This window comes from Cellvibrio sp. UBA7671 (assembly GCA_002483145.1).
In the GTDB taxonomy this organism is placed as follows: Bacteria; Pseudomonadota; Gammaproteobacteria; order Pseudomonadales; family Cellvibrionaceae; genus Cellvibrio; species Cellvibrio fibrivorans.
This window is the reverse complement of sequence record DLHJ01000016.1, coordinates 583,200-609,359: the sequence shown is the minus strand read 5'-3', so window position 1 is coordinate 609,359 and position 26,160 is coordinate 583,200. Positions and strand designations below refer to the sequence as shown.

The 26,160-nt window shown below is 47.1% G+C and carries 20 protein-coding genes; 10 read left to right on the top strand and 10 right to left on the bottom strand.

Features of this window, described 5'->3' with window-relative positions:
* Positions 1 to 144: 144 nt before the first annotated feature.
* The 3 genes from B4E62_RS18420 to B4E62_RS18410 all read right to left on the bottom strand — a co-directional run bounded on the left by B4E62_RS18420 (position 145) and on the right by B4E62_RS18410 (position 3,818).
* On the bottom strand, positions 145 to 1,857 hold the full coding sequence (locus tag B4E62_RS18420) for a hypothetical protein (RefSeq protein WP_331353087.1): 1,713 nt from the start codon (positions 1,855 to 1,857) through the stop codon (positions 145 to 147).
* Positions 1,858 to 2,341: 484 nt separating this feature from the next.
* A complete protein-coding gene (locus B4E62_RS18415; protein ID WP_331353086.1) occupies positions 2,342 to 3,070 on the bottom strand; it encodes a nucleotide-binding protein in 729 nt (242 codons plus the stop codon).
* Positions 3,071 to 3,119: 49 nt separating this feature from the next.
* Positions 3,120 to 3,818 (bottom strand): hypothetical protein, encoded by a 699-nt coding sequence (locus B4E62_RS18410; RefSeq protein WP_331353085.1) that lies wholly within the window; start codon positions 3,816 to 3,818, stop codon positions 3,120 to 3,122.
* A gap of 788 nt (positions 3,819 to 4,606) precedes the next feature.
* Between B4E62_RS18410 and B4E62_RS18405 the strand changes: the two genes are divergently transcribed.
* Positions 4,607 to 4,924, top strand: a complete 318-nt coding sequence (locus tag B4E62_RS18405; RefSeq protein WP_331353084.1) for a hypothetical protein — start codon at positions 4,607 to 4,609, stop codon at positions 4,922 to 4,924.
* Positions 4,925 to 5,007: 83 nt separating this feature from the next.
* On the opposite strand, the gene B4E62_RS18400 is transcribed toward B4E62_RS18405, so the two are convergent.
* Positions 5,008 to 5,934: a LysR family transcriptional regulator gene (locus B4E62_RS18400; protein WP_331353083.1), complete on the bottom strand. Its 927-nt coding sequence runs from the start codon at positions 5,932 to 5,934 to the stop codon at positions 5,008 to 5,010.
* A gap of 151 nt (positions 5,935 to 6,085) precedes the next feature.
* On the opposite strand from B4E62_RS18400, the gene B4E62_RS18395 reads away from it, so the two are divergent.
* Complete coding sequence (locus B4E62_RS18395; protein ID WP_331353082.1) at positions 6,086 to 6,343, top strand: DUF2798 domain-containing protein; 258 nt, start codon at positions 6,086 to 6,088, stop codon at positions 6,341 to 6,343.
* Positions 6,344 to 6,418: 75 nt separating this feature from the next.
* Entirely contained in the window at positions 6,419 to 7,081 is a 663-nt protein-coding gene (locus B4E62_RS18390; protein WP_414633271.1) for an SDR family oxidoreductase, read from the top strand.
* A gap of 56 nt (positions 7,082 to 7,137) precedes the next feature.
* Here B4E62_RS18390 and B4E62_RS18385 read toward each other — a convergent pair whose 3' ends face one another.
* Positions 7,138 to 7,701, bottom strand: a complete 564-nt coding sequence (locus B4E62_RS18385) for a RebB family R body protein (protein WP_331353080.1) — start codon at positions 7,699 to 7,701, stop codon at positions 7,138 to 7,140.
* A gap of 256 nt (positions 7,702 to 7,957) precedes the next feature.
* On the opposite strand from B4E62_RS18385, the gene B4E62_RS18380 reads away from it, so the two are divergent.
* The 5 genes from B4E62_RS18380 to B4E62_RS18360 all read left to right on the top strand — a co-directional run bounded on the left by B4E62_RS18380 (position 7,958) and on the right by B4E62_RS18360 (position 15,213).
* Entirely contained in the window at positions 7,958 to 8,950 is a 993-nt protein-coding gene (locus B4E62_RS18380) for a Gfo/Idh/MocA family oxidoreductase (protein WP_331353079.1), read from the top strand.
* A 132-nt stretch (positions 8,951 to 9,082) separates the two neighbouring features.
* Positions 9,083 to 11,332 carry a DUF3857 domain-containing protein gene (locus B4E62_RS18375; protein WP_331353078.1) on the top strand — a complete coding sequence of 750 codons (2,250 nt, stop codon included), beginning with the start codon at positions 9,083 to 9,085 and terminating at the stop codon, positions 11,330 to 11,332.
* Positions 11,333 to 11,342: 10 nt separating this feature from the next.
* Positions 11,343 to 12,800, top strand: a complete 1,458-nt coding sequence (locus B4E62_RS18370) for a hypothetical protein (RefSeq protein ID WP_331353077.1) — start codon at positions 11,343 to 11,345, stop codon at positions 12,798 to 12,800.
* Positions 12,801 to 12,859: 59 nt separating this feature from the next.
* Positions 12,860 to 14,176, top strand: a complete 1,317-nt coding sequence (locus B4E62_RS18365) for an NAD(P)/FAD-dependent oxidoreductase (protein WP_331353076.1) — start codon at positions 12,860 to 12,862, stop codon at positions 14,174 to 14,176.
* A 107-nt stretch (positions 14,177 to 14,283) separates the two neighbouring features.
* Positions 14,284 to 15,213, top strand: coding sequence for a prolipoprotein diacylglyceryl transferase (locus B4E62_RS18360; RefSeq protein WP_331353075.1), 930 nt, complete (start codon positions 14,284 to 14,286; stop codon positions 15,211 to 15,213).
* Positions 15,214 to 15,267: 54 nt separating this feature from the next.
* Here B4E62_RS18360 and B4E62_RS18355 read toward each other — a convergent pair whose 3' ends face one another.
* From B4E62_RS18355 to B4E62_RS18335, 5 genes are all read right to left on the bottom strand, one after another.
* Positions 15,268 to 15,783: a GNAT family N-acetyltransferase gene (locus B4E62_RS18355; RefSeq protein WP_331353074.1), complete on the bottom strand. Its 516-nt coding sequence runs from the start codon at positions 15,781 to 15,783 to the stop codon at positions 15,268 to 15,270.
* 190 nt (positions 15,784 to 15,973) lie between these two features.
* Positions 15,974 to 17,554, bottom strand: a complete 1,581-nt coding sequence (locus tag B4E62_RS18350) for a S41 family peptidase (protein ID WP_331353073.1) — start codon at positions 17,552 to 17,554, stop codon at positions 15,974 to 15,976.
* Between the two features lie 126 nt (positions 17,555 to 17,680).
* Positions 17,681 to 20,140: a glycoside hydrolase family 3 N-terminal domain-containing protein gene (locus B4E62_RS18345; protein ID WP_331353072.1), complete on the bottom strand. Its 2,460-nt coding sequence runs from the start codon at positions 20,138 to 20,140 to the stop codon at positions 17,681 to 17,683.
* A 223-nt stretch (positions 20,141 to 20,363) separates the two neighbouring features.
* Entirely contained in the window at positions 20,364 to 21,695 is a 1,332-nt protein-coding gene (gene xylA, locus B4E62_RS18340; RefSeq protein WP_310067235.1) for a xylose isomerase, read from the bottom strand.
* 72 nt (positions 21,696 to 21,767) lie between these two features.
* Positions 21,768 to 23,252: a xylulokinase gene (locus tag B4E62_RS18335; RefSeq protein ID WP_331353071.1), complete on the bottom strand. Its 1,485-nt coding sequence runs from the start codon at positions 23,250 to 23,252 to the stop codon at positions 21,768 to 21,770.
* 401 nt (positions 23,253 to 23,653) lie between these two features.
* Between B4E62_RS18335 and B4E62_RS18330 the strand changes: the two genes are divergently transcribed.
* Positions 23,654 to 24,385 (top strand): NUDIX hydrolase, encoded by a 732-nt coding sequence (locus tag B4E62_RS18330; protein ID WP_310067238.1) that lies wholly within the window; start codon positions 23,654 to 23,656, stop codon positions 24,383 to 24,385.
* 249 nt (positions 24,386 to 24,634) lie between these two features.
* Positions 24,635 to 26,050 (top strand): sugar porter family MFS transporter, encoded by a 1,416-nt coding sequence (locus tag B4E62_RS18325; protein ID WP_310067240.1) that lies wholly within the window; start codon positions 24,635 to 24,637, stop codon positions 26,048 to 26,050.
* Positions 26,051 to 26,160: the final 110 nt, after the last annotated feature.

Here is a 26,160-nt window from a genome sequence, read left to right as displayed (position 1 = left end):
GAGTTTTTCTACAATTTCAACGCCTCGATAAGCAGTGGCTTTTAATTTTCGCTTATACCAACAACAGAAGTTAGTAGCAGAAGGTTTAAGTCAAGTACATAATTTTAACGACAGTCTTGTCTACTTCATTACCACAATCACATGTTATTTTGCTAAGTGATCTAAAATACTTTTTTGTAAGCTTTCTGTATATTGACGCTGATTTACTAGGACTTTAGCAACTGTTCTTGAAACTTGAACAAAATCATTGTCTTCAATAATAGCTTCGACATCAAAATGTTCTCCTTCTACTGGCAGCCAAATTAAGCATTTAATCCAGACATAAAAGGCGTGCAAGTCTTTGAACTGTTTTATTCCCTTACAAAAAACATCTACCGTTACGATCGGAATATCCTCTTGAGGTGATGAAGTTCCTGCATAACCTTGAATAAGGACAACTCCCTTCACCTTCCACTCAGATGGTTGTGATATGTCAATATGATCACCAAAACTTCGAACTATAATTTCTGAAAAATTATCCTTAACAAAGTCTATCTTTCTCGACAGCTGATCAACTTTTGATAAGACTGATTTGATTTTATTGTATACTTCCCGGGCATCTCCAGGTTGCAAGATCCAACGGAGTTCCATCAAAAGAATAGTTTTATTGATCTCATCTAGTATAAATCCGTCTATTTCTTCTTTCTTTTCACCAAACTTGAACTCTTTGTTAAGATTTTTATATTTCCACTCATTTAATGAATTTTCAATTTTTGATGTCATATCTTTTTCAAATAATGAGCTTTGAGAATCAAAATTATTGGGGTTAATTTTAGCTAAAAGTGTTAGTAGATTTCTTTGAATGTTGGTATTCAATACCTGGTAACAGGGAATCATAAAAAATCCAGATTTGGATAAAAACAACGGTTGCAATGCAATATCTGGAGTTTTTGTGTTACGACCATAAGTCAACATGTTAATAAATTCGTAGACTTCTTTATCTGCGAAATCTGCAAGTTCTTGTATATCTGCACACAGCTGCTGTTTAGTAACAATTAGTAGCAAACTAGATTCAGCACCGCCTTTTATACCAAATTTTCTTGCAGCAATCTCAATAGCTAAAACATGATAGAAACAGCGTATTAGTAAAGAGTTTATCAAAGCATGGGTTTTATAATCTTTACCCCACGAAAATGAAAATTCATCCGGTATTATTTTATCTCTTTGCGGGATTCTCCTAGACACTTCATAAGCAACTTGCCCTTGGTAATAATAAGTTACTCTTCCTTTGCTTAACCTTACCGAATCATAAATTGAAGAAGCTATAAGCCGCTCCTCTTCCAATGAAGAGTTATTGGTTAACCAATAATGCAAAACTCCTGTTATATCTGGCGTTGGATCAGCACCATGACCAAGTCCTTCAAGCACACTATACCTAATGTCAACAAATTCACTATTCTCTAGCTTGTAACCATCATTAACTTTTACAAAAGTTCCTCTCTGGTTATAGGTTGAGGCGATTAATCTACTAATGCTCTCGTACTTTTCAGAAGCTGCGAGCAGGAGAGCTGCTTTTTTGTAAGCATCAGGAATAGTTTTTTGGGGTAAGGTTATTTTTTCATGGATCGATTTCTTATAAACATGAGTTATCGAATGTTTTAATGAATATTTAAAACCGTCAACAATATGGAAAAATGCCTTTTCATCAATCTCAATCCAACCAGCAAAAATCATCCTCACTTGATCTTCAGCGACTGTTAACAAATGCCATACAGAAATATCCAATAGAGCATGAGGGGCGACAATGCTATCAAGGGCTTTATCAGCTAGAGCATCAATATTTGATCTATTTTCCTCAAACTCTTTGGTCATTTTCATTCAACTCATTCGTCTGAATTTTACTTCATTTGTCATCGATATTTATTTATATAGAAGACACCTCATCTCTATGGGTAACAGAAGGAAAATATTAATAGTTCGTTTTTTACACTAGTACTTCTCTTTAAATACTTAAATATTATTGGTTATCGATGCCTGCCAAATTACGAGGCATTCTTTTATTTCAGTCGTTTTTTAACAAAGAAAATTACTGATTTTTCCTTGGTAAGAGTTTGCATAAGTAGTTAGATGATTTCACCATTGTAACTTTAAGTATTGAAATTTCCGCTTTAGGTATACGACGACCTCTTCCAAATGCCCGCTTTGGGCACAACTGAGTCGGTATGGATATGTAAAATTGTGGATCGAGTCAATTACATCGCATAACGGCCAAAAGCGGAAGTTGCTCACGGCTCTGCCGACTTGGCAACTGGAGGTGGTTGCATAAGGGGATTTTTTTACCGCAGTCGCTTGTTATAAATATTTAGCCCCAATTTCTGTCTACGTAAAACTTAAATACATTACCGCCTGAAATGTTCATTTTATATGTAGAATTTCGTTGAAAGACTCTCGGCAGAAGCTCTTTCGTAGAACCCAACTCCAATCGTAATATATTGTCGACTTCTGTGTATTTGATGGCAACGTTCTCGGTGGCTTCGTTAGTTAGCCATGCTTCTAATACCGCAATTTTATCGTTTTCATCGTAATTGTCGTGTTCGTTGATCGGTATTTTTTTAAGAGATGCGGTTGATTCGTTATATAGACCCTGTAATTTCATTGCTTGACGGATTTCATGACATGCGGGTCCTAAAGCAGCTGCCGCCTCCGATTTAGCTCGGGTTCCTGAATACTTAGCCGGTGAAACACCAACTAAATCTGTAGGAATATGTAATTCAATATTATCGGGCATTACTATAAAGCAACGCCTTTTTCCAAGTTTGCCAATGAATAGACCAAGTTCGAAGATAACATTGTCGCGAACGGTATCACTAACATTACCGCGCATTCGAGTCTCATCATCTCCACTAAAAACAAATATGCCAAAATCAGATGCTCTCAAAGCTTCAGTGATAGAATCTAAAGGCGTTATCGACAACGAAAAAACACCTTGGCTCCAGACCGTTATATCAGCATCATGTTGTAAATTCACTTGAAGTGGATAGGCGATATCTAAACCTTCTACAGATGACGCTACAAATACTTTTGGCTTCAACTTCCACCTCGCTTATGCAACTTAAAATACCACCCGTTTGATTGCTTCGTTACGCTGCTTTTAGCGCTTTTAACATTATTTTTCCGTCTGGCTTACCATATGCACCGAATAAAACATCTTCTTCTATATCTTCAAAATGCTCTATATAAGAGAAATGCTCAAACCCAAGCTCTTTTGCTAAGAGTAATATTTCATTCACTGTGTTTTTTGGCAGATTTTCTGCAATAGCTACGATCAAATTTTCAGGCTCACCACCATTTACTCCAAATGTTCTAATTGCCGGAACGCCAAGCTCTGCTAATTTTGATTCAATTTTATTCTGATTATTAATGTTGGCATTAACAGCATACGAAAGAGTGGAGAGAGATGAATTTTCTTCATCGTTATTATTTATTTTACTAAGTTTGTTTTCTAATAACTGAATTTTTGAGTTTAACTGGTCATGAAGAATGTCTATTTTTGAAACCTTCATTATTTCGTTAGTACGGCTATTTAGGTAAGTTGAATAGTAAGAATCTTCTTGCAACTCAGGACGAAACTTAGTTTGCAGAAGAAAAAGGGCACCAATAAAAATAGGAACATTTAATATTGCAGCTATTGTGAGTGCCCCTGACTGCCAGGAATTCAAATCCATTTTTGCAGCCGCCATTAAAAATGCCGTATCAATGGTTAGCAGACCCACAAGCCACGCGCCTAGTAATTGAATAGGCTTAGTGATCCGGTCGGGTGAAATGTTGTGTTTTTCCATTGCGATAATTCATCCTTCGCTTAAAAGTTTATTCAACGCCCCAATGCCTTATGGGCAGATTAACCCTACCCCTTTCAAAATACTAGATGCAGTAATATCTTAGCAATCAACACAAATAAAGTTGGAAGTGTACGGTTTAATAAATTAGGAGATATACGGCCTCTATTTTTAAACTTCCGCTTTGGGCACCTTACTGACCTTAAATCCGTTGCGGTTCGTAACCTCACCAGCAACCTACATTATTCACAACTCAGAAATGAGTTCTCAGATTACTTTGGGCACGTTGTTGCCCTTCAATCTGTTGCGGCTCGTAAACACATTGACCCGCACCAAACTACCGGTGCACAGCCACTCTTCAAAAATAAAATGAATCAAGAAAACGCATTCCATTTATCCATGTTGAGAAGGGAAAACACCCAGTACACCTGAGCCGATGTGGCTCACCTTGGCAATAGAAACATTAAAGACTATTGCAGCATTTAACGCCAATTTGAATTACAGCCCATTACTGCGCGCGCGTTGACAGCACTACCCTCATCCTCTAACCTGCCCCCGCTGCGGTAAATCCCGCAGCCGGGACTACGACCCCCGCAGTAGATCGGCACAAAATGTGTGAACATTTTGTGCCCTGCCACAGCTTTGCCTGTTTGTTATGGCGGCTGGGCGGGGCCACCTTCGGGTGGGCCGGTGTGATCTGCTGCCGGTGGTCGTAACCCTGTCCAGTCCGCCTCCATGAACTACGACTTCATGCGGCGGTTACATAACAGCAGATTAGCGAGATTTTTATTATGGATAATGCAACCTCTTCCCCCACTTTCCCCAATTCCTGCGCTATCAAACTCGACCGAACCCAATACGCGTTTTTTCAACAATCCCGACTTGAAATTCATTCACCCGAAGGCAAAGTTCTTACCGTGATTAGTAAGCCTCTGCCGAATAAAACCGATGCCGATGCGGTTTATCGGCTGTGGTGTCAGGCGTGTCTGTTGGAAGTATTGTTTGACGATGTAGTGGACAAGATAAAATTACCGCAGACCGCAATTAATTGTATTGCGCATGTGGTTGAGAGGATTGATTTGCATCTTAGTAAACAGTCGCGCATGTAAAAAAATAAAGGCGGTTTTTTTGACCGCCTTTATTTATTGTTATCGTTTTTAGAATCACACACAGGCTTACCCAGTGACGACGATTACCCCACCCGCCATTCCGCAGGCAGCGCCTCCACCAAATAATCCATAAACGCGCGTACTTTCGGCGTTAATTGGTGGCGGTCGCGCACGCAGGCATAAAAATCCAGAGGTTCAATTTCTGCATTAAAACCGGTGCACTCGTCGCAGGTAAATAATTCCTTCAATTCTCCACTGCGCAAATAGTCGTTGGCGACAAATGCAGCCAAACGGGTAATGCCGCCGCCCGCGAGTGCGAGGCGGGCGAGCACATCTATGTCGTCGCTGATAATCGCCGCGCGCACTTCTGCATCAAAACGCAAACCGTTTTCGACAAATCCCCAGCGCAAAAATCGGCCGTCGGCTGCGAGGCGAAACACCAAACAATCGTGCTCGCGCAAATCCGCCGGGGTTGATGGCCGACCTGCGCGCGCAATGTAGGCAGGTGATGCGCAAAAAATGGTGGGGACGGTCGCGATCTTGCGCGCGACCATTCCGTCATCCAGCTGCTGTTTAATGCGGATGCTGACATCTACCGATTCCTGCACGTGGTCCACACGCCGGTCAGTTGAGGTGAGTTCAATTTCCAAACGGGGGTAGCGCTGGTTAAACGCGGGAATGAGCGGCGCCAGCACATGGCGACTAAAGGCGGCGGTGGAGGCGATACACAAGCGCCCCTGCAATTCTTGCTCTGTATCCGTCACCGCCGAACGCGCCAGCTCCAACTCGTGGATCAGGAGTGCGACTTTGTCGTAATAGACTTTGCCTGCATCGGTTGTAGCGAGGCTGCGCGTTGTACGCGTGAGCAAGCGCACGCCCAAATAGGATTCCAAACGGGCGATATTCTGGCTGGTCGCCGCCGCGCTGATTCCCACTCGCCGCGCTGCTGCCGCAATACTGCCACCTTCAACAGCCCTTACAAAACACTCAATACCGCGCAGAGTATCCATAGCCTTAGCTTCCGAATAGTTGATGAGATTATCAAGCTTTGCTTAATACAGCATATACCGCCAAGCGTCTACCGAAGCGGAGGGCTGCGCTTTAGAGTGCACCCTGTCAGGTCGGGTTAGCCCGGCTAAAATCATCCTGAAGGTATCAATCATGCAAGAGCTCACGGTTCAATCCGGCAGCAAAAAACTGCCCGCCAAATTCACGCCCTTTGTGTTCGCATTTTATATGTCAGCGATCATGGCATTCCTGATGTCACTGATTATCGTGGCGGCCAACAGCGGCATTGCCGACCACTATCTGGCACAGGTGATTCATGCCTATAGTATCGCCATGCCTTCGGCCTTCTTTTGTATTTTGCTGGTGCGCCCGCTGGTGATGCAGTTGGTCAAACACACGGTAAAAAATTAGCCAGCAACGGCCGCAAATCAGTTACGCTCTCGCCCATAAATGACTGGCGCAATTTCAACAATGGAGCGAACCACTATGAAAACAGCATTGATTACCGGCGCGAATCGCGGCATTGGCCTGGCTTTGTGCAAAACCTATCTGGCGCAAGGCTGGAAAGTGATCGGACTGTGCCGGACGGCATCACCAGAATTAACCGAATCGGGCGCGCGCGTCATTGCCGGTGTGGATGTAAGTGATGCGCATGCGCTCGCGCAACTCGCCGATACATTGGAGGGTAAATCGATTGATTTGCTGATCAACAACGCGGGAATTTTCCAGCATGAAATGTTGGGAAATATTGATTACAACTCCATCCAGCAACAATTTTTGATCAACGCTGAAGCACCTTTGCGTGTGACTGAAGCGCTGCTCGGTAATTTAACTGCGGGGGCAAAAATCGCGTTTATTACCAGCCGTATGGGTTCAATTGCCGATAACAGTTCCGGCGGTTATTACGGTTACCGCATGTCCAAGGCTGCACTGAACGCGGCAGCTATGTCACTCGCGCGGGATTTAAAACCGCGCAGTATTGCCGTGGCAATACTGCACCCAGGTTATGTGCAAACGGCGATGGTGAATTTTGGTGGCGATATTTCTGCGGATGAAGCTGCCCAGCGATTAAACCAGCGCATCGCTGGATTGACGCTGGAAAACAGCGGCACATTCTGGCATTCCAATGGTGAGGTATTGCCCTGGTAATGGCGCACGCGGGCATCGTTTTTTAACAGATGCCCGCGCAGCCGATGGCACAACATTTACATTCGTTTTATTAACTCCAACACTTTTTCGTAGTTGCCTGCATTTTCCGGAGACTTAATCATCGCAGCCAAGGTGGTTGCAGTGGCAGCAGCACGAATCACATCCATTGAAGTGCGGTGGGTGTTAGCCGACAACTGCGCTAATGACGATGCAAAAGCATCCATCACTGCGCGTGTGCCATAGCTAAAGTCGCCCGCTGAACCCAGCACATTTTGCAAAGCCGCGTGCACTGCTTCATCAACCCGCTCCGTGACATTCGCAGCCGCCAAGGTTTGGTCAAGGCTCGCTTTTGCGTTGTCGAGATTGGCTTTGATGCCATCGGCACTGCGATCCGTATCCACAGAACAAATTAACGCAACACACATGGTGGTTGCAGCCTGCACCGTTACCGCGAACTGCTGCTGCGCATAGGTCGCATTGAACGCTGCACTGGCAAGTGCTTGCGAGGTTGATTGAAAGAGATTGCCCATCGCAATAGCGGGCGACTCACCGATAGTTTTGGTGTTGGCTTGGGTCACTGCATCGGTGATTTGAGAATTAACTGCTGTTGGAAAAGCCATATCAGGCTCCTGTTGAATGTGAAAAAACATACCTTGTAATAAAGCCCGCCCGGATAATTACAGGCGGACCAGTGTAGCCTAGCCAAACACAGGGCTATCGCCAAGTTACACGCCATAACAGCGGAGGTACACGCTATAACAGCGCAGGTAAAAGACAAATCAATACCGCATTTACAGCCAAATAACAGGCAAAATCATCTACACTGGGCTTCTGTTATCCATCCGGCCACTCAGGCTTTTACGCACAGGATCATCCATGAAAAAACTCCGTTGGGGCGTGCTCAGCACCGCCAAAATCGGCCGTGAAAAAGTCATTCCCGCTCTGCAAAAATCTGCCCACAACCAAGTGCTCGCCATTTGCTCGCGCGATGAACAAAGTGCACGCAGGGTAGCCGATGAATTACATATCGAGCGCGCTTACGGCACCTACGAGGAAATGCTGGCTGATCCGGATATCGATGCGATTTACAACCCGCTGCCCAACCACTTGCACGTGGACTGGTCGATCAAAGCACTGCAAGCGGGCAAACATGTTCTCTGCGAAAAACCCCTGGGTTTGAATACTGCCGACGCACAGCGTCTGGTCGATGCTGCCAGCGCCCATCCACAACTGAAAGTGATGGAGGCGTTTATGTATCGTTTTCATCCGCAATGGCAACTCGCCAAACAACTGGTTGATGAAGGCCGGATCGGCAAATTGCATGCGGTGCATTCGCACTTTTCTTACAACAACCGCGAGCCGGATAACATTCGCAATAAAGCTGAATGGGGCGGTGGTGCTCTGCTGGATATTGGTTGCTATTCCATTTCACTGTCGCGCTGGTTATTTAACGAAGAGCCAACACAAGTGCTCGGCCACATCACACCTATGCCCGGTGAAGAAGTGGATTGTTTGACCTCCGGTTTGATGGAATTTTCTGCTGGTAGCGCGAGCTTTACTGCCGCCACCAAAATTGAACCGATTCAATATGCCGAGGCAATTGGCGATGAAGGCAGCTTGTACCTTGAGCGCCCCTTTTACAACGATAGCAGCGAGCCAGTGCAGCGCGTACGCATTACCCGCAACCGCGTGCAGGAAGTGATTGAAGTTCCTGATAGCAATCATTACGGCACTATGGGCGATGCCTTAGCACTCAGCGTTTTCAACAACAGCCCTGTACCAACATCGCTGGATGATGCTATCGCCAATATGCGCGCGATCGATGCAATTTTTAAAAGTGCCGCCGAGCGCAAATGGATTGCACTGTAATTTAAGCGCCCTCAAGTTAGAGTAGTAATAGATAAAAAGTAGCGATGGGACTACAACAAAATGTACTACAGCCAATCACAATAAAAACAATCGCTACTGTTTTTTAAATTCGTATCGTTTTGGAGAGAATGCGTGTCAGATTTTTTAAGCAAGATGTGTTGCCTGCGTTATCTGTTGGCATTTAGCCTGCTAATCACTGGCGGGCAAGTATTGGCGGACGATCACAAAATTGAACCTAAAAAAATTGAGCGCATCGCCCCTGCATTAAAAACGCTGGCACGCAGTGTCAAGGCAGATGACAAGAGTGAAGCGCAAGTCCTCTTGCGCAAAACCCAGGTGCATATCGACGAACAATTGATGAGCCATGCCACTTCTTATGTGGCGGTCTACATTAACAGCGATGAAGCCGTGCGCGACTACAGCCAGATCAGCGTAAGCTTCAACAGCTTTTACGAAGACATAGCACTTGAGTTCGCCAATGTGCGCACACCGGACGGCAAGATGGATAGCATCAAAGCCGATGCCACCCAAATCCAAAGCCCGACTGACGAAAATTTTTATCACGACCGCAAGGAATTATTATTTTCGCTACCTAATGTGCGCAAGGGTTCGATTATCGAATTCCAGTATCGCTATACCGACACCAAAAAAATGGTTCCCGACCAATGGTTTGACAGTTTTAGTTTCCACTGGTGGGAAGATCGTGCTGCGGGGCAAGGCTCACGTGCCGATGCGATTGTGATGAGCGAATTACACATTACTGCACCGATCAATATTAATCTTGTCAGCAGCGATACCAGCCGCTATCAGATTAGCGAGAAGCGTAGCACCAAGGGCGCGCAGCAGACCATTATCTGGACAGGAAAAAATCTCGCCAAAATTGAATTGCAAAACGCCATGACGCGCGAACACAACTACGCGCCCTACTTGCGCGTATCCACCACCGCAAAATGGAATGACGTTGCACGCTGGGCCGACAATTTGGTCGAACCACACTTGGTGAGCGACGCCAAACTCGATGCATTAATTGCAGAGATTAAAAAAACTGCACTGACACCGGAAGCAAAAACCAAAGCGGTTTACCGCGCAATACAGGATCGCGTGCGCTATGTATTTGCGCATGTAGGGCGCGGAGGCTATGAACCGCACGATGCATTTGAAGTGCTTAAAAATGGTTACGGCGATTGCAAAGACCAAACCGTACTAGCAGTGATGTTATTACGCAAATTAGGTATAGCAGCTGACCCCGCATTAATTATCACGCGTGGGCGCGGCATTCCGGACATGCAAGTACCTGGGGTGAGTTTTGACCATATGATTGTGCATATCCCCGCACAAAATGGCCTGCCAGAAATCTGGATGGATACCACCGGCGAAACCAGTTTGTACCCAGGGTTTTCAGTGGGCATAGAAGGTCAACCCGCACTGGTTGTAAATAACGAAACACAAGCAATCAGCGTGTTGCCCTCACTGCCAGCCAAAGACCATTTTGCTGAACTGGAACTAGTGTTTGATAAATTTAGTGGCCGCGATGCGCAGGCGAGCTTCAAATTACATTTTGGTGGATTGTACGAACAGCGCCTGCGCAGCATGTGGCAGTATTCCAGTGAGCGCGACAAATATTTCCGCGAATTGATCGGCCAAATTTACAACTCCGCTGAGGTCACTGAACTCACAGCAAGCAATGCCGATAATTTGTGGCAGCCATTCACTATTAGCGGCCGCTTTAACTTTACCAATGTGTGGGGCGGCGAAAAAGATCCCATCAATTACAGTTTCAGCATTACCCAACTCACCAATTTATTCGCCGATTTACGCAACCTGCACAAAGTGCAAGACCGCAAGCAACCCTACGTGGTGGATCCGGGTTACAGCCTGCGCTCGCGCGTGGTATTTACCAGCCCCGATGGCGATCACCATTTGCGTTTGAAAACCCAGGGCGAAAATATTGATAACACCTATTACACCCTGACCCAAACCGGCAAGCAGGAAAACAATCGCTATATCGTCACTCAGAATCTCACCGTAAAAGCGGTAAACGTTGCGCTGAAAGATTATGGCGATTTTTATCAAAAAACCAACGAGCTGAACGAATCCAATGATTGGACGCTGAGTTATGAATACAATAAAACTGCAGCAGAATTAATCGCACTGGAAAGTAATGGCAAAACGGATGTAGCCAGTTTAATTGCACTGACTAAATTGCACATTAAAAACGGCGCCTATGAAAAATCCTTGGCGACCGCACAGCAAGCGGTAAAAGCATCACCCCAAACAGCGGAGGCCTATTATGTGTTGGGGCTGGCGCAGGGTTACAACCAACTGCTGCCGGAATCCGATGCCTCATTTAAAAAAGCAGAAGCCTTAGGCTACACACTCTGAGACTGATGCAATGAATTTTTTTCAACCAACACAACAAAAATCTACACAGCGGCAACGCCCGCAGTTACTCAGCGCAGGATTATTAGCAGCAATGCTGCTGGTTAGCGGCTGTAGCCAACAGCCGCACACTGGGCAGGCAGCAACCACAAAATCCACCATTACCGCAGGCGCCAGCGCATCAACAGAAATTGCCGCTCTCGAAGCAGACGTAGAACGAACACCCAACAATGCTGAGCTGTACTATAAACTCGGCCTTGCGTATATCGTCGACGCCGAAAAAAATAAATCGGCGCGCAGCCGCGAGCTGGCGATAAAAAATTTCCGGAAAGTATTAAAACTGGTGCCCGGCAACCCCGCCACACTCAAACTGCTCTATAACATTTATTACGAGGATGTTGTTGCAGGCAATGAAAAGGCCTTTATCAAAGCCAGCAATATTTTTAACCAGTTGTCCGCAGCCACCCAAACAGAAGTCAATGCGCCTTCGCTGGGAGTTTTCCTACATCGCTACGTAGCGCAAAATAAATCCGGCAAAAAAAATCTGCCCGAACTCTATAGCGCACTACTCGCCGCCATTCACGAACAACCCGCGAGCGATAAAGCCTATATCCAACTCGCCAAAATGTATCGTGAGGGAAATTACTTCCCTCTGGCGCTCGCCACTTTGAAACTCGGCGCAGAACAGATTGCTGGCTCAGGCGATTTATACGAGGCCATCGCCAACACCTATGAAGCGCGCGCCGAAGCCAGTGGCTGCAGGTACGAAGCAGCTGATTATGTAGGCGATGCAATTCACTTTTACCAACAGGCAGTACCTCTGGCACCTGAGAGCGCTGAACTTCACTACGCTCTGGCGCGCTTGTATCTGGATAAAAATCTGTACCAACTGGCGCTGCATGAAGCCAGCATTCTGGTCGAGTTGGAACCTACTGCCGAGAATATCGCGTTTAGCGCGCAAAACTATTCCATGTTGGGCAAAGAGCCAAGAGCGCAGCAGCTGCTCGAGCAAGCCAAAGCCCAGGGACTCACCACAAGCGATTCGGCCTATCACGAAATTTATATGAACTCGGGTGAATGGATGAAAGCAGCCTTGAGTTTTACAGACTATTTACAAGCCAAAAAAAAAATCAGTGTTTATGATGCCATCAAGGCAGACATTATCGGACAGCAAGCTGATTTAGACTTTTCCGCGCTGATCCAAAAGAAGCAACTGGCTTTCAATAGCGAATGGGAAGCGGCCGTTTATGCGTTTTGGACCGGCAAATTAACACGCACTCAATTTGGGCAAACCGCGCAGAACCGCTGCGAGCGTACTGAATACTTTTTTTATTCCGGTTATCGCGACTATCGCGCAGGAAACATATCGGCAGCCAGAAAAAATTTTTCTGCTGCACTACAACAAAACACTTACCGCTTTATCGAGCGGCCGCTCGCGCGCCATTTTTTAACCGGTTTGGGAGCAAAATAATCCCACAGTTGCGCGCCGGACATTGAGAGAGATTTATCAACTTACCTGCAGGTATCGCTATGCAAACACAACCCCCAAGTAATCCGCCGCGCATTGTTGTTGTCGGCGGCGGCGCGGGCGGCCTTGAGCTCGCCACCAAACTGGGCGACAAACTCGGGCGCAAAAAGAAAGCAGAAATTACGTTGATCGACCGCAACACTACGCACTTATGGAAACCCTTGCTGCATGAAATTGCAGTGGGCACTATGGATGAAGATGTCGATGCAGTGAGCTACCGTGGCCACGCCAACGCCCATCATTTTTTCTTTCGCGTCGGCAGTATGATCGACCTAGATCGCGAACAACGTGAAGTGGTATTGGCGCCGATGCAGGATGAAGACGGCGTAGAGTTTTTACCATCAACGCGCATCCCCTACGATTACTTGATCCTTGCGCTAGGCTCCATATCTAACGATTTCAATACGCCCGGCATTAAAGAAAACTGCATTTTTCTCGACAGCCCGGCACAAGCACATAGATTCCACACCAAATTGCTCAACCGTTTTTTACGCATCCAACGCTTAACCGGTGCAGATGATTATGTACGTATTGCGATTGTTGGTGCAGGCGCAACCGGTGTCGAACTCTCCGCTGAATTGCACCACGCCGTACACGAAATTCACAACTACGGTTTTAATGCAATCTCCAATGATCACCTGAAAGTTACCATAGTAGAAGCCGGCCCCAGAATTTTGCCTGCACTACCCGAGCGTATTTCCGGTGCCGCACACAGCGAACTGATTAAAATTGGTGTCGATATAAAACTCAACACCATGATCACCTCTGCCACCAAAGAAGGTTTACACACTAAAGATGGGCAATTGATTGAAGCGGATTTAATGGTCTGGGCAGCGGGAATTAAAGTGCCGGATTTTATGGCCAACCTTGCAGGGCTTGAGAGCAATCGCATCAACCAATTGCATGTAAATGAATTTTTGCAAACCACCCGCGACGCCAACATTTTTGCCATTGGCGACTGCGCCCAATTCACCAACGCCGACGGCACCCGTGTACCACCGCGCGCGCAATCCGCACACCAAATGGCGAGCGCCTGTTACACAAACATTGTTGCACTGCTCAACAACAAACCACTCAAAGCCTACAAATACACCGACTACGGTTCACTCGTTTCACTCGCAAGTTACTCCACCGTCGGCAACCTGATGGGTAACCTGAGCAGTGGCAGCGTCTTCATCGAAGGCCGCCTCGCGCGTTTGGTTTACATCTCACTCTACCGCATGCACCAAATCGCCATTCACGGCTTAATTAAAACCGGATTAGTGATGCTGGGTGGAAGATTGAATAAATGGTTAAGACCAAGATTGAAGCTGCATTGATTTATTATTGTTAACTGTAGTGTGGAGTCGCGCAGCACTCCACCATAACTAACACCACCTAGCTCCCAAGCTCCGCTTGGGAATTCATCAATAGGGAAATTAACCCCATGTCCTACCCTTATCTAAGTGATCTAATTAATCACCTGTTCGGCACCAACATCCAACTTCCCATCGCAATGTTCGGCGCATTTGTTGCGCTAGCAATTATTACTGCGGCCTGGGTTGGCAAAAAAGAAGTAATGCGCTTTGAGCGATTAGGTAAGCTCCCCTCAACAGTCATATCGGGCAACAAAAGCATAACTACTCACTTGCTCGTTTCTGATCTTGCAATGATATGCGCAATATTCGGCGTAATTGGCGCACATATTTTTCATCTGCTCGAATATCCACGCGAATTGCTCCAAGATCCAATCGCGATGATTTTTTCACTGGACGGCCTTTCTATTTACGGCGGACTTATTTTAGGTGCTATCGCTGGCGCAATATTTTTAAATAAACGTGCCGTGCCCATTATCCCCATGCTGGATGCATTAGCACCTTCAATTATTTTAGGCTATGGCATAGGCCGTTTGGGCTGCCAAGTATCAGGCGATGGCGATTGGGGCACAGCGGCCAACATGGCTATCAAACCCAACTGGTTGCCCGATTGGTTCTGGACGCAAACTTACGAAAATAATGTAGTAGGCACAATCATCCCCGCACCCGGCGTCTACCCAACACCACTCTATGAAGCATTGGCTGCTTTTTTAATTTTTGCGTTCTTATGGAGCATCCGCAAAACACATTACAAAACCGGTTTTCTTTTTTCCGTGTATCTTTTACTGAGTGGTTTTGAGCGTTTACTGATAGAAAAAATTCGCATCAATAGCGAATACCATTTATGGGGAATGAATTTTACGCAGGCAGAGTTTATTTCTACGGCGTTAATTATTGCGGGGGTTGTGGGAATTATTAAAACTACAAATGCAAGGCTGCTACCTAGAATTGTGTTTTCAGTTGTGGTGTTTGGGGCTCTGTCGGCTTGTGCACAGCTTTAACACATACAGCTGAAAGCTAACACTGCTTCCTTAACTTTTCAAACGAATGGGATACTACAGCCCCACCCGCATCACATTAACCGACCTACCACCCAACTTTGTACGGCGCACAATTTCCCAGCCGCGTTTTTGGTAGTAATCCGTGTAATCAGTAGCGGACAACCAAAGCTCTTCCAACTCCAAAGTCTGCGCGTAATTTTTTGCCGCATCAATCAATGCGTTGCCGATACCTTGGTGGCGCACGTTTCCCAGTACAAATAAATTGCTTAGCCAGACAGGGCTTTCGCTTGCGACTTTGGGCATGCGTTCGCTGCTGCGGTAGGTGTAGTTGACGAGGCTGACGCAGCCGACCAATTGGTTGCCGCGCAACGCAATGAGGGTTTTGGGAATGAGATTTTGTTGCACATGCAACACCAACCGTTGCTGACGCAGCGCGACAGAAGATTTCAACCCCTGACGCTCGCACTCCTGATGATGCCAGTGTGCGACCTGCGCAAAAAATTCCGGTTTGGATTCCAGGGTGACAATTTCAATTGGAACAACAGTGGGACGAGCTAGATTCACAATCATTTAACACAACAGCAGATGGATGGGGATATACGTTGGATTTTGCTTGGTTGCCGAGGCTAATCCTGCGGCGTAACAGGCGCAGCCACTATACCGTTTTCATGGCATGGCCGCCACGAGCGAAGGTTTGATGTATTTGCACTAGAAAATAAATGGCTCCAGCCGAGGAGCCATTTAACCCAAATACCGCGATTTAGCGATCAAGAATCAGCAATTTGCGGGTTTCGGGTTGCATAAGCTCCCCCGTATATTGCTCCGCTGATAACTTTTGCTGACGCCCACTCGCCACGGCAGGACAGGCACCCGTTGCACGCAACTGCAAGGCCGCGGCAAGCAATGCCTCATTGGGATCACCTAACTCGTGTTGCAAATCATCCGCGACCGTACAGCCTTTTACTTTATCCAGTCCGTTATCGGTGGTAGATGGAATAAAACCATCACTGTATTCACCAAAGCCTTTTGCGTTAATTGCTTTAAACTGGATCGTATAATAAGTCGTTCCACAATTAGGTTGCGGAAGGAAACCGTAGGGTTTACCGCAAGTGGTGTCGCCGATCAAATACACACTCACACCAATGCCGCGCAAACTATTGATAACCAACTCACTCGCAGAGCAAGTTCCACTTGTTGCCAACACATAAACTCGTTGTAAATTGAGTGTAGGTAAGGCTAGGGATTTATTTAAACCGTACAGCCCTGTATCCACAAATCCCCAGGGTTGCTCTTTAGGCATTTTTGAATTGGCGACATCTTGATAAAACACTTTGTTAGTAGTGTTACTACCTGCGATCATATAACCCACTTGGGCCGCGACAGAGATGTAACCCCCGCCGTTGTAGCGCAAATCCAATATTAAATCACTTACACCTGCCGCTTTAAGCGAGTTGATAGCCTCCACCCATTGATCTTGCGCATCGGGAATAAAGGTATTGAATTGCATATAAGCAGCCTTGCTGCCGTTATGGGTAATTGCTTTGGCCAGCGAGACAGCTGCAGTCGGTAAAGAGACCGACTCGAGGGTCACTTTGCGTGTATTGGTTGTGCCCAAATCCTGAATTTCGAATTCATGCACATCATTAATTCTGCTGGGATAAAACCACTCCCTTAATTTGGTATCACTGGCATTTGCAACACTCTGCCCATCAACAGCAATAATTTTTGCGCCGCGCTTAATATTTTTTGCAGCAGCAGGTGAATATTGATCAACATAAGCAACCTGAATACTAAATGGAGCATCCCACTTAATTTTTATATGCAGGCCGTAGCTGTAACTTATACCTGCGCTCCATGCCTCCTCCTCTTCCGTCGATTCATACCAATGAAAATTATCTTTATAGGAACCTGAGGCAGTTTTTTTATCGGATACGAGACGATTGAAATAGGCTTGTGGGGTATCGCTATTACTTGGATTTACGTCAGGTAAATCTTCAAACCACAAATAGGTTTCATAACTCCAGGAGCGCAAAAAATTCTTTTCCTGGAGTGCGCTGCCTTTTTTATCGGGAAAGGGAATGCCGGTAATTTTACTGGCGCCCGAGCGAGGAGCAGCGCAATAATTACCAAAGTTGTCGGACGATCGATAGACACCCGCCTTCCAAACATTGGAGTCACCACCGCCAATCAACGAGCCACCGCCATCTCCCCCGCCGCCGCAGGCAGTAAGCATCAGCGCTGTAGCGCTAAGGAAAACACCCAAGATAGACGGTTTTAACAATGAGCTACAACTGGGAAATAAAATCTTGGCTTGTATACAGGAGAGGTATGATTTATCCACAATAGACGTCCTTAAATATCCTATCAACAGCCAGCGATATGCTGACTGGGATGCCAAGAGTAAAAGAAAGTCGGCGCAAAAACCACGACGGACTTATCGTCCGCCGTCTTTTTCAGCACAAGGTATTTACATCAGTTTAACTGTAACCGGTGTCAGATAGCCCTTATTTTTGCTGATATCTATTGTTTTACCCACCACATCCAGCTCGCCCTTGAGCCGAATATCCGCCGATGATGCTCCCAACAATAAATTGATCTTGCCCGGCTCCAACACGAAATCCATTTGGCGATCATAGAATCCCAATTGATTGGCAGAGAGGGTAAAGGTAACGCGCGCAGATTGCTGCGGAGCGAGACTGACGCGCTTGAAGCCGCGCAATTGTTTTACTGGTTGGGTTACGCTCGCAACCGGGTCACTCGTGTAGAGCTGCACAATCTCATCACCAGCGCGCTTGCCGGTATTGGTGATAGTTACACTGATATCAACTGTGTCATTTGCACCAAGTTTGGTTTTGCTCCACTGCATATCTGCGTAAGCAAATTGGGTGTAACTCAATCCAAAACCGAATGGATAAAGTGCATCGGTTTTATCAAACGCATAGCCGCGCTTGGCAGAGGGCTTGTGATTGTAATAGACAGGTAAATGGCCTGCAGAGCGTGGGACGCTCACCGGTAATTTGCCCCCGGGATTAACATCGCCAAATAAAACGCGCGCAACGGCATGGCCAGTTTCTTGCCCCAAATACCAACCCTGTAAAATAGCTGGCGCTGTTTCGGCAAGTTTAGTGATGGCAAGTGGACGACCACCAATTAACACCACCACCGTGGGCTTACCTGTCGCAAGCACAGCATCAACCAGCTCTTGTTGCTCGCCGAGCAATTCAAGGCTGGTGCGATCACCTAAATGGCTATCAGCCCAAGCTTCACGCGAGGTCGCTTCGCTGTCACCGACAACGACAATCGCCACATCGCTTTTTAGTGCAGCGGCAACGGCTTTCGCAATCATGCCTTTAGTATCGGCTTTGGTGGCCAACACAACTTCATCGGTATGCCAGCGCTGTTTGGAACGGGTATTGGCTGCGGCTGAGTCCACATCGGATGCCCATTTTTCAATTGTCAGCAGAGTGCCTTTTTCATAATTAAGTACAACATCATCACCCAGATATTCTTGCAAGCCTTGCAAGATACTGACGGTTTTTTTGGGCACATCGCTATAGCCGCCAATTAATGTTTCATTTACATGCGGGCCGATAAGGGCAACCGATTTAATCGCAGCCTTATTCAGCGGCAAAATGTTTTTGTCGTTCTTGAGCAGCACCATGGATTTTTCTGCCGCTTGCAGTGCAACAGCGACATGCTGGTCATTACCAACAAATGCATCTATATCAGTGACATTGGTGTAGGGATTATCAAATAATCCCAATGCAAACTTTTCATGCAATACGCGCGCTACCGCCTGATCAATTTTTTTCACACTGATTTTTTTATCGTTGACTAACTGGATAATTGTTTTATAGGCATCACCATCCGGTGTTTCTACATCGACACCGGCAGCCAGCGCCAACTGCGCCGCTTCGGATTTATCCGCTGCGAGATGATGACGATTGATCAATTCTGCAATCGCAAAATAATCGCTGACGACAACGCCATCAAATCCCCACTCACCGCGCAAAATATTTTGTAGCAAATCCACATTGGAGTGCGAGGGAATACCATCAATTTCATTGTAAGACGCCATTACACTGCGCGCACGTGCTAACTTCACTGCTGCTTCAAATGGTGGCAAAAAGTTTTCGCGCAAACTGCGCTCACCAATAGGTGCCGGTGCGGTATTGAGACCACCGGTAGGCTCGCCATGGCCAGCAAGATGTTTTAGCGTAGCGATTACTCTATCTTTACCAATCCCATCTCCCCGCCCCTGAAAACCATTGACCGCCGCCACACCCAACTCAGACACCAAATAAGGATCTTCACCGAGTGTTTCCTCAATGCGCCCCCAGCGTGGATCGCGAGCAACATCAAGCACTGGCGCTAACGCCTGGTGCGTACCTATCGCACGCATTTCCTGTGCTGCAATGGTATAAACCTGTTCGATTAATTGTGGATCCCAGCTGCTTGCAAGACCAATCGCCTGCGGAAAACTGGTGGCATTGCGTCCGGCATGGCCGTGCAATGCTTCTTCATGAAAAATCGCCGGAATACCCAAGCGGGTATTTTCTACCAAATATTTTTGTACCGCGTTGGTAAAGGCCAGTGTTTGCGCGGGTGTTTTATTGGGCGTAATGACCGCTTTGTTTTCAGCAGGGCGCGCGACTTGGCCGATCCCCAAACCTAACACCTCTATTGCGTGTTCGGCCGTGAATTCACCTTTGTCTGTTTCAAGCTTCTGCCGTGCAACCCAAACGGTTTGCAACTGCGCAACCTTTTCCTCCAAAGTCATCCGCTTTACCAAATCGTTTACGCGTTTCTCTATGGGCTTATCGGAATTTTTATACAGCGGCTCGGCAGCCATGCTTGCCGTGCAAACTGACACCAGACTCGCGACCACAAGCCAGATGTTTAGACGATTAGATCGCGGAAATTGCATTGTGTTTTACCCCTTAGTGGATTGGTTTTTATTATGAAACTTAGAAGATTGTTTTCCGTACAGATCACTCTAGCCGATTGAAAAAGGTTCGGCAGAGGTTTTACATTTTTTTTGTGAGAGATAGAGCGGAAATAAAAAAGCCGCCAAGCATCTCGTCATAAACGATTTGATGATTGGCGGCTAAGGCTTTGCTAGAAAAAATTGGTTAATTCAAATAAGAGAATTAACGGATATAACGGTTAATTACATTTTCGTAGAGTTCTTGACGACCGCTTTGCAGAGTGATTTCGCCACCCTTGTTACCTAAATCAGCCAATTGTTGCAGAGTCAATTTGCCTTGCTCGTACGCAGCGCCGTTACCTGAATCGAATGATGAGTAACGCTCTTTGCGCATACCTTCCAGCGGTGATTTTTGCAACAGACTGTCAGCGATCAACAATGAACGGGCAAAGGTATCCATGCCGCCGATATGACCGTAGAACAAATCGATAAAGTCAGGTGAATTGCGACGCGCTTTTGCATCGAAGTTCACACCGCCACCCTGCAAACCACCACTGCGCAACAACACCAACATCATCTCAACAGTTTCGTTGATGTTGTACGGGAACTGGTCGGTGTCCCATGCGTTTTGGTAATCGCCACGGTTAGCATCCAGTGAGCCTAACATGCCGGCGTTTGCTGCTGCTTGCATATCGTGGCACATGGTGTGACCAGCCAAGGTTGCGTGGTTGGTTTCCAGATTCAATTTAAAATCTTTATCCAAACCGTGATGACGCAAGAAGCCAATTACAGTTTCAGCATCGAAATCGTATTGGTGCTTTGAAGGCTCCATTGGTTTTGGCTCAATGAAGAAATAACCTTTAAAACCTTGTGCACGTGCGTAATCGCGAGCCATAGTCAGGAAGCGCGCCATATGCTCTTGTTCGCGTTTCATATCGGTATTGAGCAAGCTCATGTAACCTTCACGACCGCCCCAGAACACATAGTTCTCGCCGTTCAAAGCGATAGTTGCGTCGATTGCGTCTTTCAATTGCGCACCGGCGTAAGCCACTACATTGAAATCAGGATTGGTAGAAGCGCCGTTCATGTAACGTGGGTTAGAGAACAGGTTTGCAGTCCCCCACAACAATTTCACACCAGAAGCCGCTTGCTTCTGTTTCGCGTATTCAACGATGGTTTGCAACCGCTTGGATGTTTCAGCGCGAGTCGCACCTTCATCGATCAGATCGATATCGTGGAAGCAGTAGTAAGGTGTGCCGAGTTTGGTAATGAACTCAAACGCTGCATCCATTTTTTCGTGGGCGCGCGCGACTGCATCAGCAGTAGATGACCAAGGGAATACTTTGGTGCCTGGACCAAAAGGATCGTGACCAGCGCCGCAGAAAGAGTGCCAATAGCAGGTGGCAAACTTGAAATGCTCTTTCATGGTTTTGCCAGCAACAACACGATTTTCATCGTAGTATTTAAATGCTAATGGATTATCTGAATCAGGACCTTCGTAGCCAATTTTGCCTACGCCGGGAAAGTATTCTTTGCTACCAATAACAATACTCATAATTTTCACCTTGGGATTTTCACTAAAACGCTATTCAAAAAAACTGTTTATCGCAACGCGAATTGTTTTGCCTTAACGGGGCAAAAGTGCAACCCAGGTTTGATAAGCATCCTGATACTGCGCAAACAACGCCGCCTGAGGCTCAACCACACTCAAGCGGGTCAAACCGGTAAAGGCTTCTGTTGCCGACGCGTAATAACCACTGCCCAACGCCGCCGCGCGCGCTGCACCTTCGGCGCCGTCGGTTTCAAACATTTCTACTGCCGCTTGCGTGGTATTGGCGAAGGTTTGTGCGAACACTTCGCTTAAAAACATATTCCCTTTACCGGCACGCACCACTTCGCAACTGCCACCCAAGGATTTCAAAACATCAAAACCCTGGTAGAGCGAAAACACTATACCTTCTTGCGCGGCGCGCACCATATGGCCTAAGCCGTGACGATTAAAATCAAGATTGCGCAACTGCGCACCCAAATTTTTATTTTGGAAAATACGTTCAGCACCATTGCCAAACGGGTGGAACAATAAACCTTCGCTGCCCACTGGCATAGCTTGCGCCAGCGCATTCAACTGTGGATAGGACGGAGTTGCTCCCGCCTCACCCAATGTTTGGCGCAGCCAGGAGTACAAACGACCACAGCCGTTCACGCAGACTAAAACACCATTGCGCTTTTTTTCTTCAGTGCTGGTGACATGCAAGAAAGTATTTACACGCGATTCCACATCCGCAGCGGGTTGATCAGTCACACCGTAAATCACGCCCGATGTACCTGCTGTTGCCGCCACTTCGCCCGGCTCCAACACATTCAAACTAAATGCATTGTTAGGCTGATCGCCAGCGCGGTAACAAATTTTTACACCGTCGCGCAAACCTAACTCAGCCGCAATGCCTGCACTTACATGTGATTGCACACCAAAACTTGGAACGATATCGGGAATCAAACTACTATCAATTCCCCAGTGCGCCAATAATTCGGTAGCGACACGATTTTCTTTGAAATCCCACAGCGTACCTTCTGACAATCCGGACGCGGTGGTGTTAATTACGCCGGACAATTTCATCGCAATAAAATCACCAGGCAACATAATTTTGTGGATGCGCGAAAAAATGTCCGGTTGGTTTTGTTGCACCCAGCGCAATTTCGCCGCAGTGAAATTACCGGGCGAATTCAGCAGGTGACCAAAACAATAATCGGTACCCAATTCTGCTAAAGCGGCATTACCCAATGGCACAGCGCGGCTGTCGCACCAAATAATCGAAGGGCGCAATACCTTTTGGTCTTTATCGACCACCACCAAACCGTGCATTTGATAGGAAATACCAATTGCGTCGATTTGCTGCGGATTAAAACTGCCACGCGCAACCAAACGCGCAAAACCCTGACGCACACAATCCCACCAAGTATCAGGGTGCTGCTCGGCAAAACCCACCGCAGGGCTATCAATAGATAATTCAGAATCAGGATAAGACAGCGCGCCCAGACTCTTACCCGTGTGGCCATCCAACACCGATAACTTGACTGAAGAACTACCGACATCAATACCAAGAAACAACATAGAAGCTCGCTAATCCAAAGAATAAATGCATCCGGTTACATGCGCCGGCCCAGGGCTTATAGGGTCTGGCACATTTTTATGTTTAAAAAGTATGCACCACTACAGAACATGCTGATAGCATAGCTTATTGTCCATCTGACAACAAGATAAAAGAGTGTAAATTTTTAGGGCGAAAGTCACACTGGCACCAGAAGCTGGCAGCAGATGACGGGCAAATCATCACCCAACCGCTATAGTGCAAAGGCAACTGGCAGGCAGCGCACTTCAAAAAGGCGCTCGCATGCCCCCTCTCGACCATTGTTTGACGGGCTTATACAATGCCGATTAAATGAGCCTATCGGTTAACGCTCTATCAACCAACAGAAACAATCACTCCAGCGCAAGCTCTGAGGACATTGCACGTGCCCAACACCCATATTCCCGGCAGCCAACACTCTCCCAATGCATTAAGCCTAGCGGAGAATGTCATCAAAGCACTTTCTATCGACAACCTTGTTTTTGGGTTGGACGACGACGACCTTAAAATCCTGTTGGTCAAACAAACTGACCCGCTGCATCAGGGCAAATGGGCGCTGCCCGGGGGTTGGATTCGCTACGACGAAAACCTGCGCGATGCCGCCTATCGCCTGCTGGAGGAATTGACCGGTGTGCGCGACCTGTATCTGGAGCAGCTCAAAACGTTTGGGCGCGTCGATCGCTTTCCGAGTGAGCGCGTGGTGACCATCGCCTATTACGCGCTGGTAAGCGCGGATAAGTTTTCGCTGGTGGCTGGCCAAAGCGCGGCCGATGTGAGTTGGCAAAGCGTGAATAAACTGCCGGAATTGGTGTACGACCACGCCGAAATTATCGAGCACGGCCTGAAGGTGTTACGTCATCAGGTCTGCCATCAACCGATTGGTTTTAATTTATTGCCGGAGAAATTCACCCTGCTGCAGTTGCAAGCGCTGTACGAGGCAATCCTCAATACCACGCTGGATAAGCCCAACTTTCGCCGCAAAATCATGAAGATGAATCTGCTCAGCCCCTGCAATGAAAAACAGCAGGGAGTGCCGCATCGCGCCGCCAGCCTGTATCGTTTTGATGCGGAAGCCTATAAGCATTTGAGCGAATCGGGTTTTGCCTTCGAGATTTAAGGAAATAGATTTAACTGGCAGTTTACGAGATGCCATATAGTCAATAGAACCATATTGCTTTAGTATTCTCTCCACCCTGAAACGCCGGTTCACGAGACCGGCGTTTTGCTTGTTCCAAGACCTCCAGCACCTTTCTACAACTGCCCGCAACCCGGCAACTGTGATATGGTCGCGCCGTCGAACCAGCGGCAATAACAAAGCTGGCCGCAAGGCTAGCGCATAAAGATAATTTCAATAATAGGTATCACCATGAACGAGACCTCAAGCACAACCCAGGCAAACATGTCGTTTGTCATTTTGATTAGTTTGATCGCCACTATCGGTGGCTTCCTCTTCGGTTATGACAGCGGCGTAATTAACGGCACTGTCGATGGACTACAAAAAGCCTTCAACTCAGACTCCATGGGCACAGGTTTCAGCGTGTCATCCATGTTGCTCGGCTGTGCTGTCGGCGCCTTCTTTGCTGGCCAATGGGCTGACAAATACGGCCGCTGGTGGGTACTAATGGTGTCCTCCATCCTCTTTATTATTTCCGCGTGGGGCTCAGGCATTGCGACCGGCTCGGTCGAATTTATTATCTACCGTGTAATTGGCGGTTTGGCAGTGGGAGCAGCTAGTATTATTTGTCCCGCTTACATTAGCGAAGTGGCGCCAGCTAAATACCGCGGTAAACTCAGCTCCATCCAGCAGATCGCCATTATCAGCGGCCTGTTTTTCTCCTTCCTCAGCAACTACCAACTGGCTGAAACTGCTGGTGGTTCTACCGCAATTCTGTGGTGGGGCTATGAGACTTGGCGCTGGATGTTCTGGATGGAATTAATTCCTGCTGGCGTGTTTTTCCTCGCACTCTTCCTAATCCCCGAAAGCCCACGCTTTCTGGTGGCAAATGGTAAAAATGACAAGGCCAGAGTGGTATTGGCAAAGCTTTATGGTGAAAAAGGCGCCGATGCAAAAGTGAGCGAGATTTACGGCACCTTGGCGCACGACCACAAACCCAGCTTTGCTGACCTGCTCGACAAAACTACGCGCAAAATCCGCCCGATTGTCTGGGTCGGTTTTGGTTTGGCAGTGCTACAACAATTTGTCGGCATTAACGTAGTGTTCTACTACGGCTCGGTTCTCTGGCAAGCTGCTGGCTTTTCGGAAAGCGATGCACTCTTCACCAACGTTATTTCAGGTGCAGTCAGTATTGGCGCCTGCTTTATCACCTTTTTCCTGGTCGATAAAATCGGCCGCAAGCCCCTGCTGTGGTTCGGCTCAGTGGGCATGACCATCACTCTGGCGCTGGTAGCCTACGCATTTGCCAATGCCCCTGTTGATGAAGCTGGCAAACTGCAACTGTCTTCCAGCGATGGCTTACTGGCGCTGATCGCCGCCAACGTTTACGTGGTGTTCTTCAATATGTCGTGGGGCCCCGTCGTGTGGATCATGCTGGGCGAGATGTTCCCCAACCAAATGCGCGGCTCGGCGCTGGCGATTGCCGGTTTGGCGCAGTGGGGCGCGAATTTCCTGATTACTTGGACCTTCCCGATGCTGCTTGCCTCGGCGATTGGTTTAGCGGGCGCTTACAGCATCTACACCTTCTTCTCACTCTTCTCCGTGTTCTTTGTTATGTGGTACATCAAAGAAACCAAGGGCAAGGAATTGGAGCAAATGGAGGGGTGAGCACCCAGCAAAGCAAGTAGCTTTATCGGCTAAAACAAAAAGGCGAATCCATAGTGATTCGCTTTTTTGTTTAGCGGCAAGCCGTTTACATTTCTAAATGCGGGCATTGG

Coding starts and splice junctions, on each gene's coding strand:
- B4E62_RS18420 (WP_331353087.1), bottom strand. CDS start 1,857: ATGAAAATGACCAAAGAGTTTGAGGAAAATAGATCAAATATTGATGCT.
- B4E62_RS18410 (WP_331353085.1), bottom strand. CDS start 3,818: ATGGAAAAACACAACATTTCACCCGACCGGATCACTAAGCCTATTCAA.
- B4E62_RS18405 (WP_331353084.1), top strand. CDS start 4,607: ATGGATAATGCAACCTCTTCCCCCACTTTCCCCAATTCCTGCGCTATC.
- B4E62_RS18400 (WP_331353083.1), bottom strand. CDS start 5,934: ATGGATACTCTGCGCGGTATTGAGTGTTTTGTAAGGGCTGTTGAAGGT.
- B4E62_RS18395 (WP_331353082.1), top strand. CDS start 6,086: ATGCAAGAGCTCACGGTTCAATCCGGCAGCAAAAAACTGCCCGCCAAA.
- B4E62_RS18390 (WP_414633271.1), top strand. CDS start 6,419: ATGAAAACAGCATTGATTACCGGCGCGAATCGCGGCATTGGCCTGGCT.
- B4E62_RS18385 (WP_331353080.1), bottom strand. CDS start 7,701: ATGGCTTTTCCAACAGCAGTTAATTCTCAAATCACCGATGCAGTGACC.
- B4E62_RS18380 (WP_331353079.1), top strand. CDS start 7,958: ATGAAAAAACTCCGTTGGGGCGTGCTCAGCACCGCCAAAATCGGCCGT.
- B4E62_RS18370 (WP_331353077.1), top strand. CDS start 11,343: ATGAATTTTTTTCAACCAACACAACAAAAATCTACACAGCGGCAACGC.
- B4E62_RS18365 (WP_331353076.1), top strand. CDS start 12,860: ATGCAAACACAACCCCCAAGTAATCCGCCGCGCATTGTTGTTGTCGGC.
- B4E62_RS18360 (WP_331353075.1), top strand. CDS start 14,284: ATGTCCTACCCTTATCTAAGTGATCTAATTAATCACCTGTTCGGCACC.
- B4E62_RS18355 (WP_331353074.1), bottom strand. CDS start 15,783: ATGATTGTGAATCTAGCTCGTCCCACTGTTGTTCCAATTGAAATTGTC.
- B4E62_RS18345 (WP_331353072.1), bottom strand. CDS start 20,140: ATGCAATTTCCGCGATCTAATCGTCTAAACATCTGGCTTGTGGTCGCG.
- xylA (WP_310067235.1), bottom strand. CDS start 21,695: ATGAGTATTGTTATTGGTAGCAAAGAATACTTTCCCGGCGTAGGCAAA.
- B4E62_RS18335 (WP_331353071.1), bottom strand. CDS start 23,252: ATGTTGTTTCTTGGTATTGATGTCGGTAGTTCTTCAGTCAAGTTATCG.
- B4E62_RS18325 (WP_310067240.1), top strand. CDS start 24,635: ATGAACGAGACCTCAAGCACAACCCAGGCAAACATGTCGTTTGTCATT.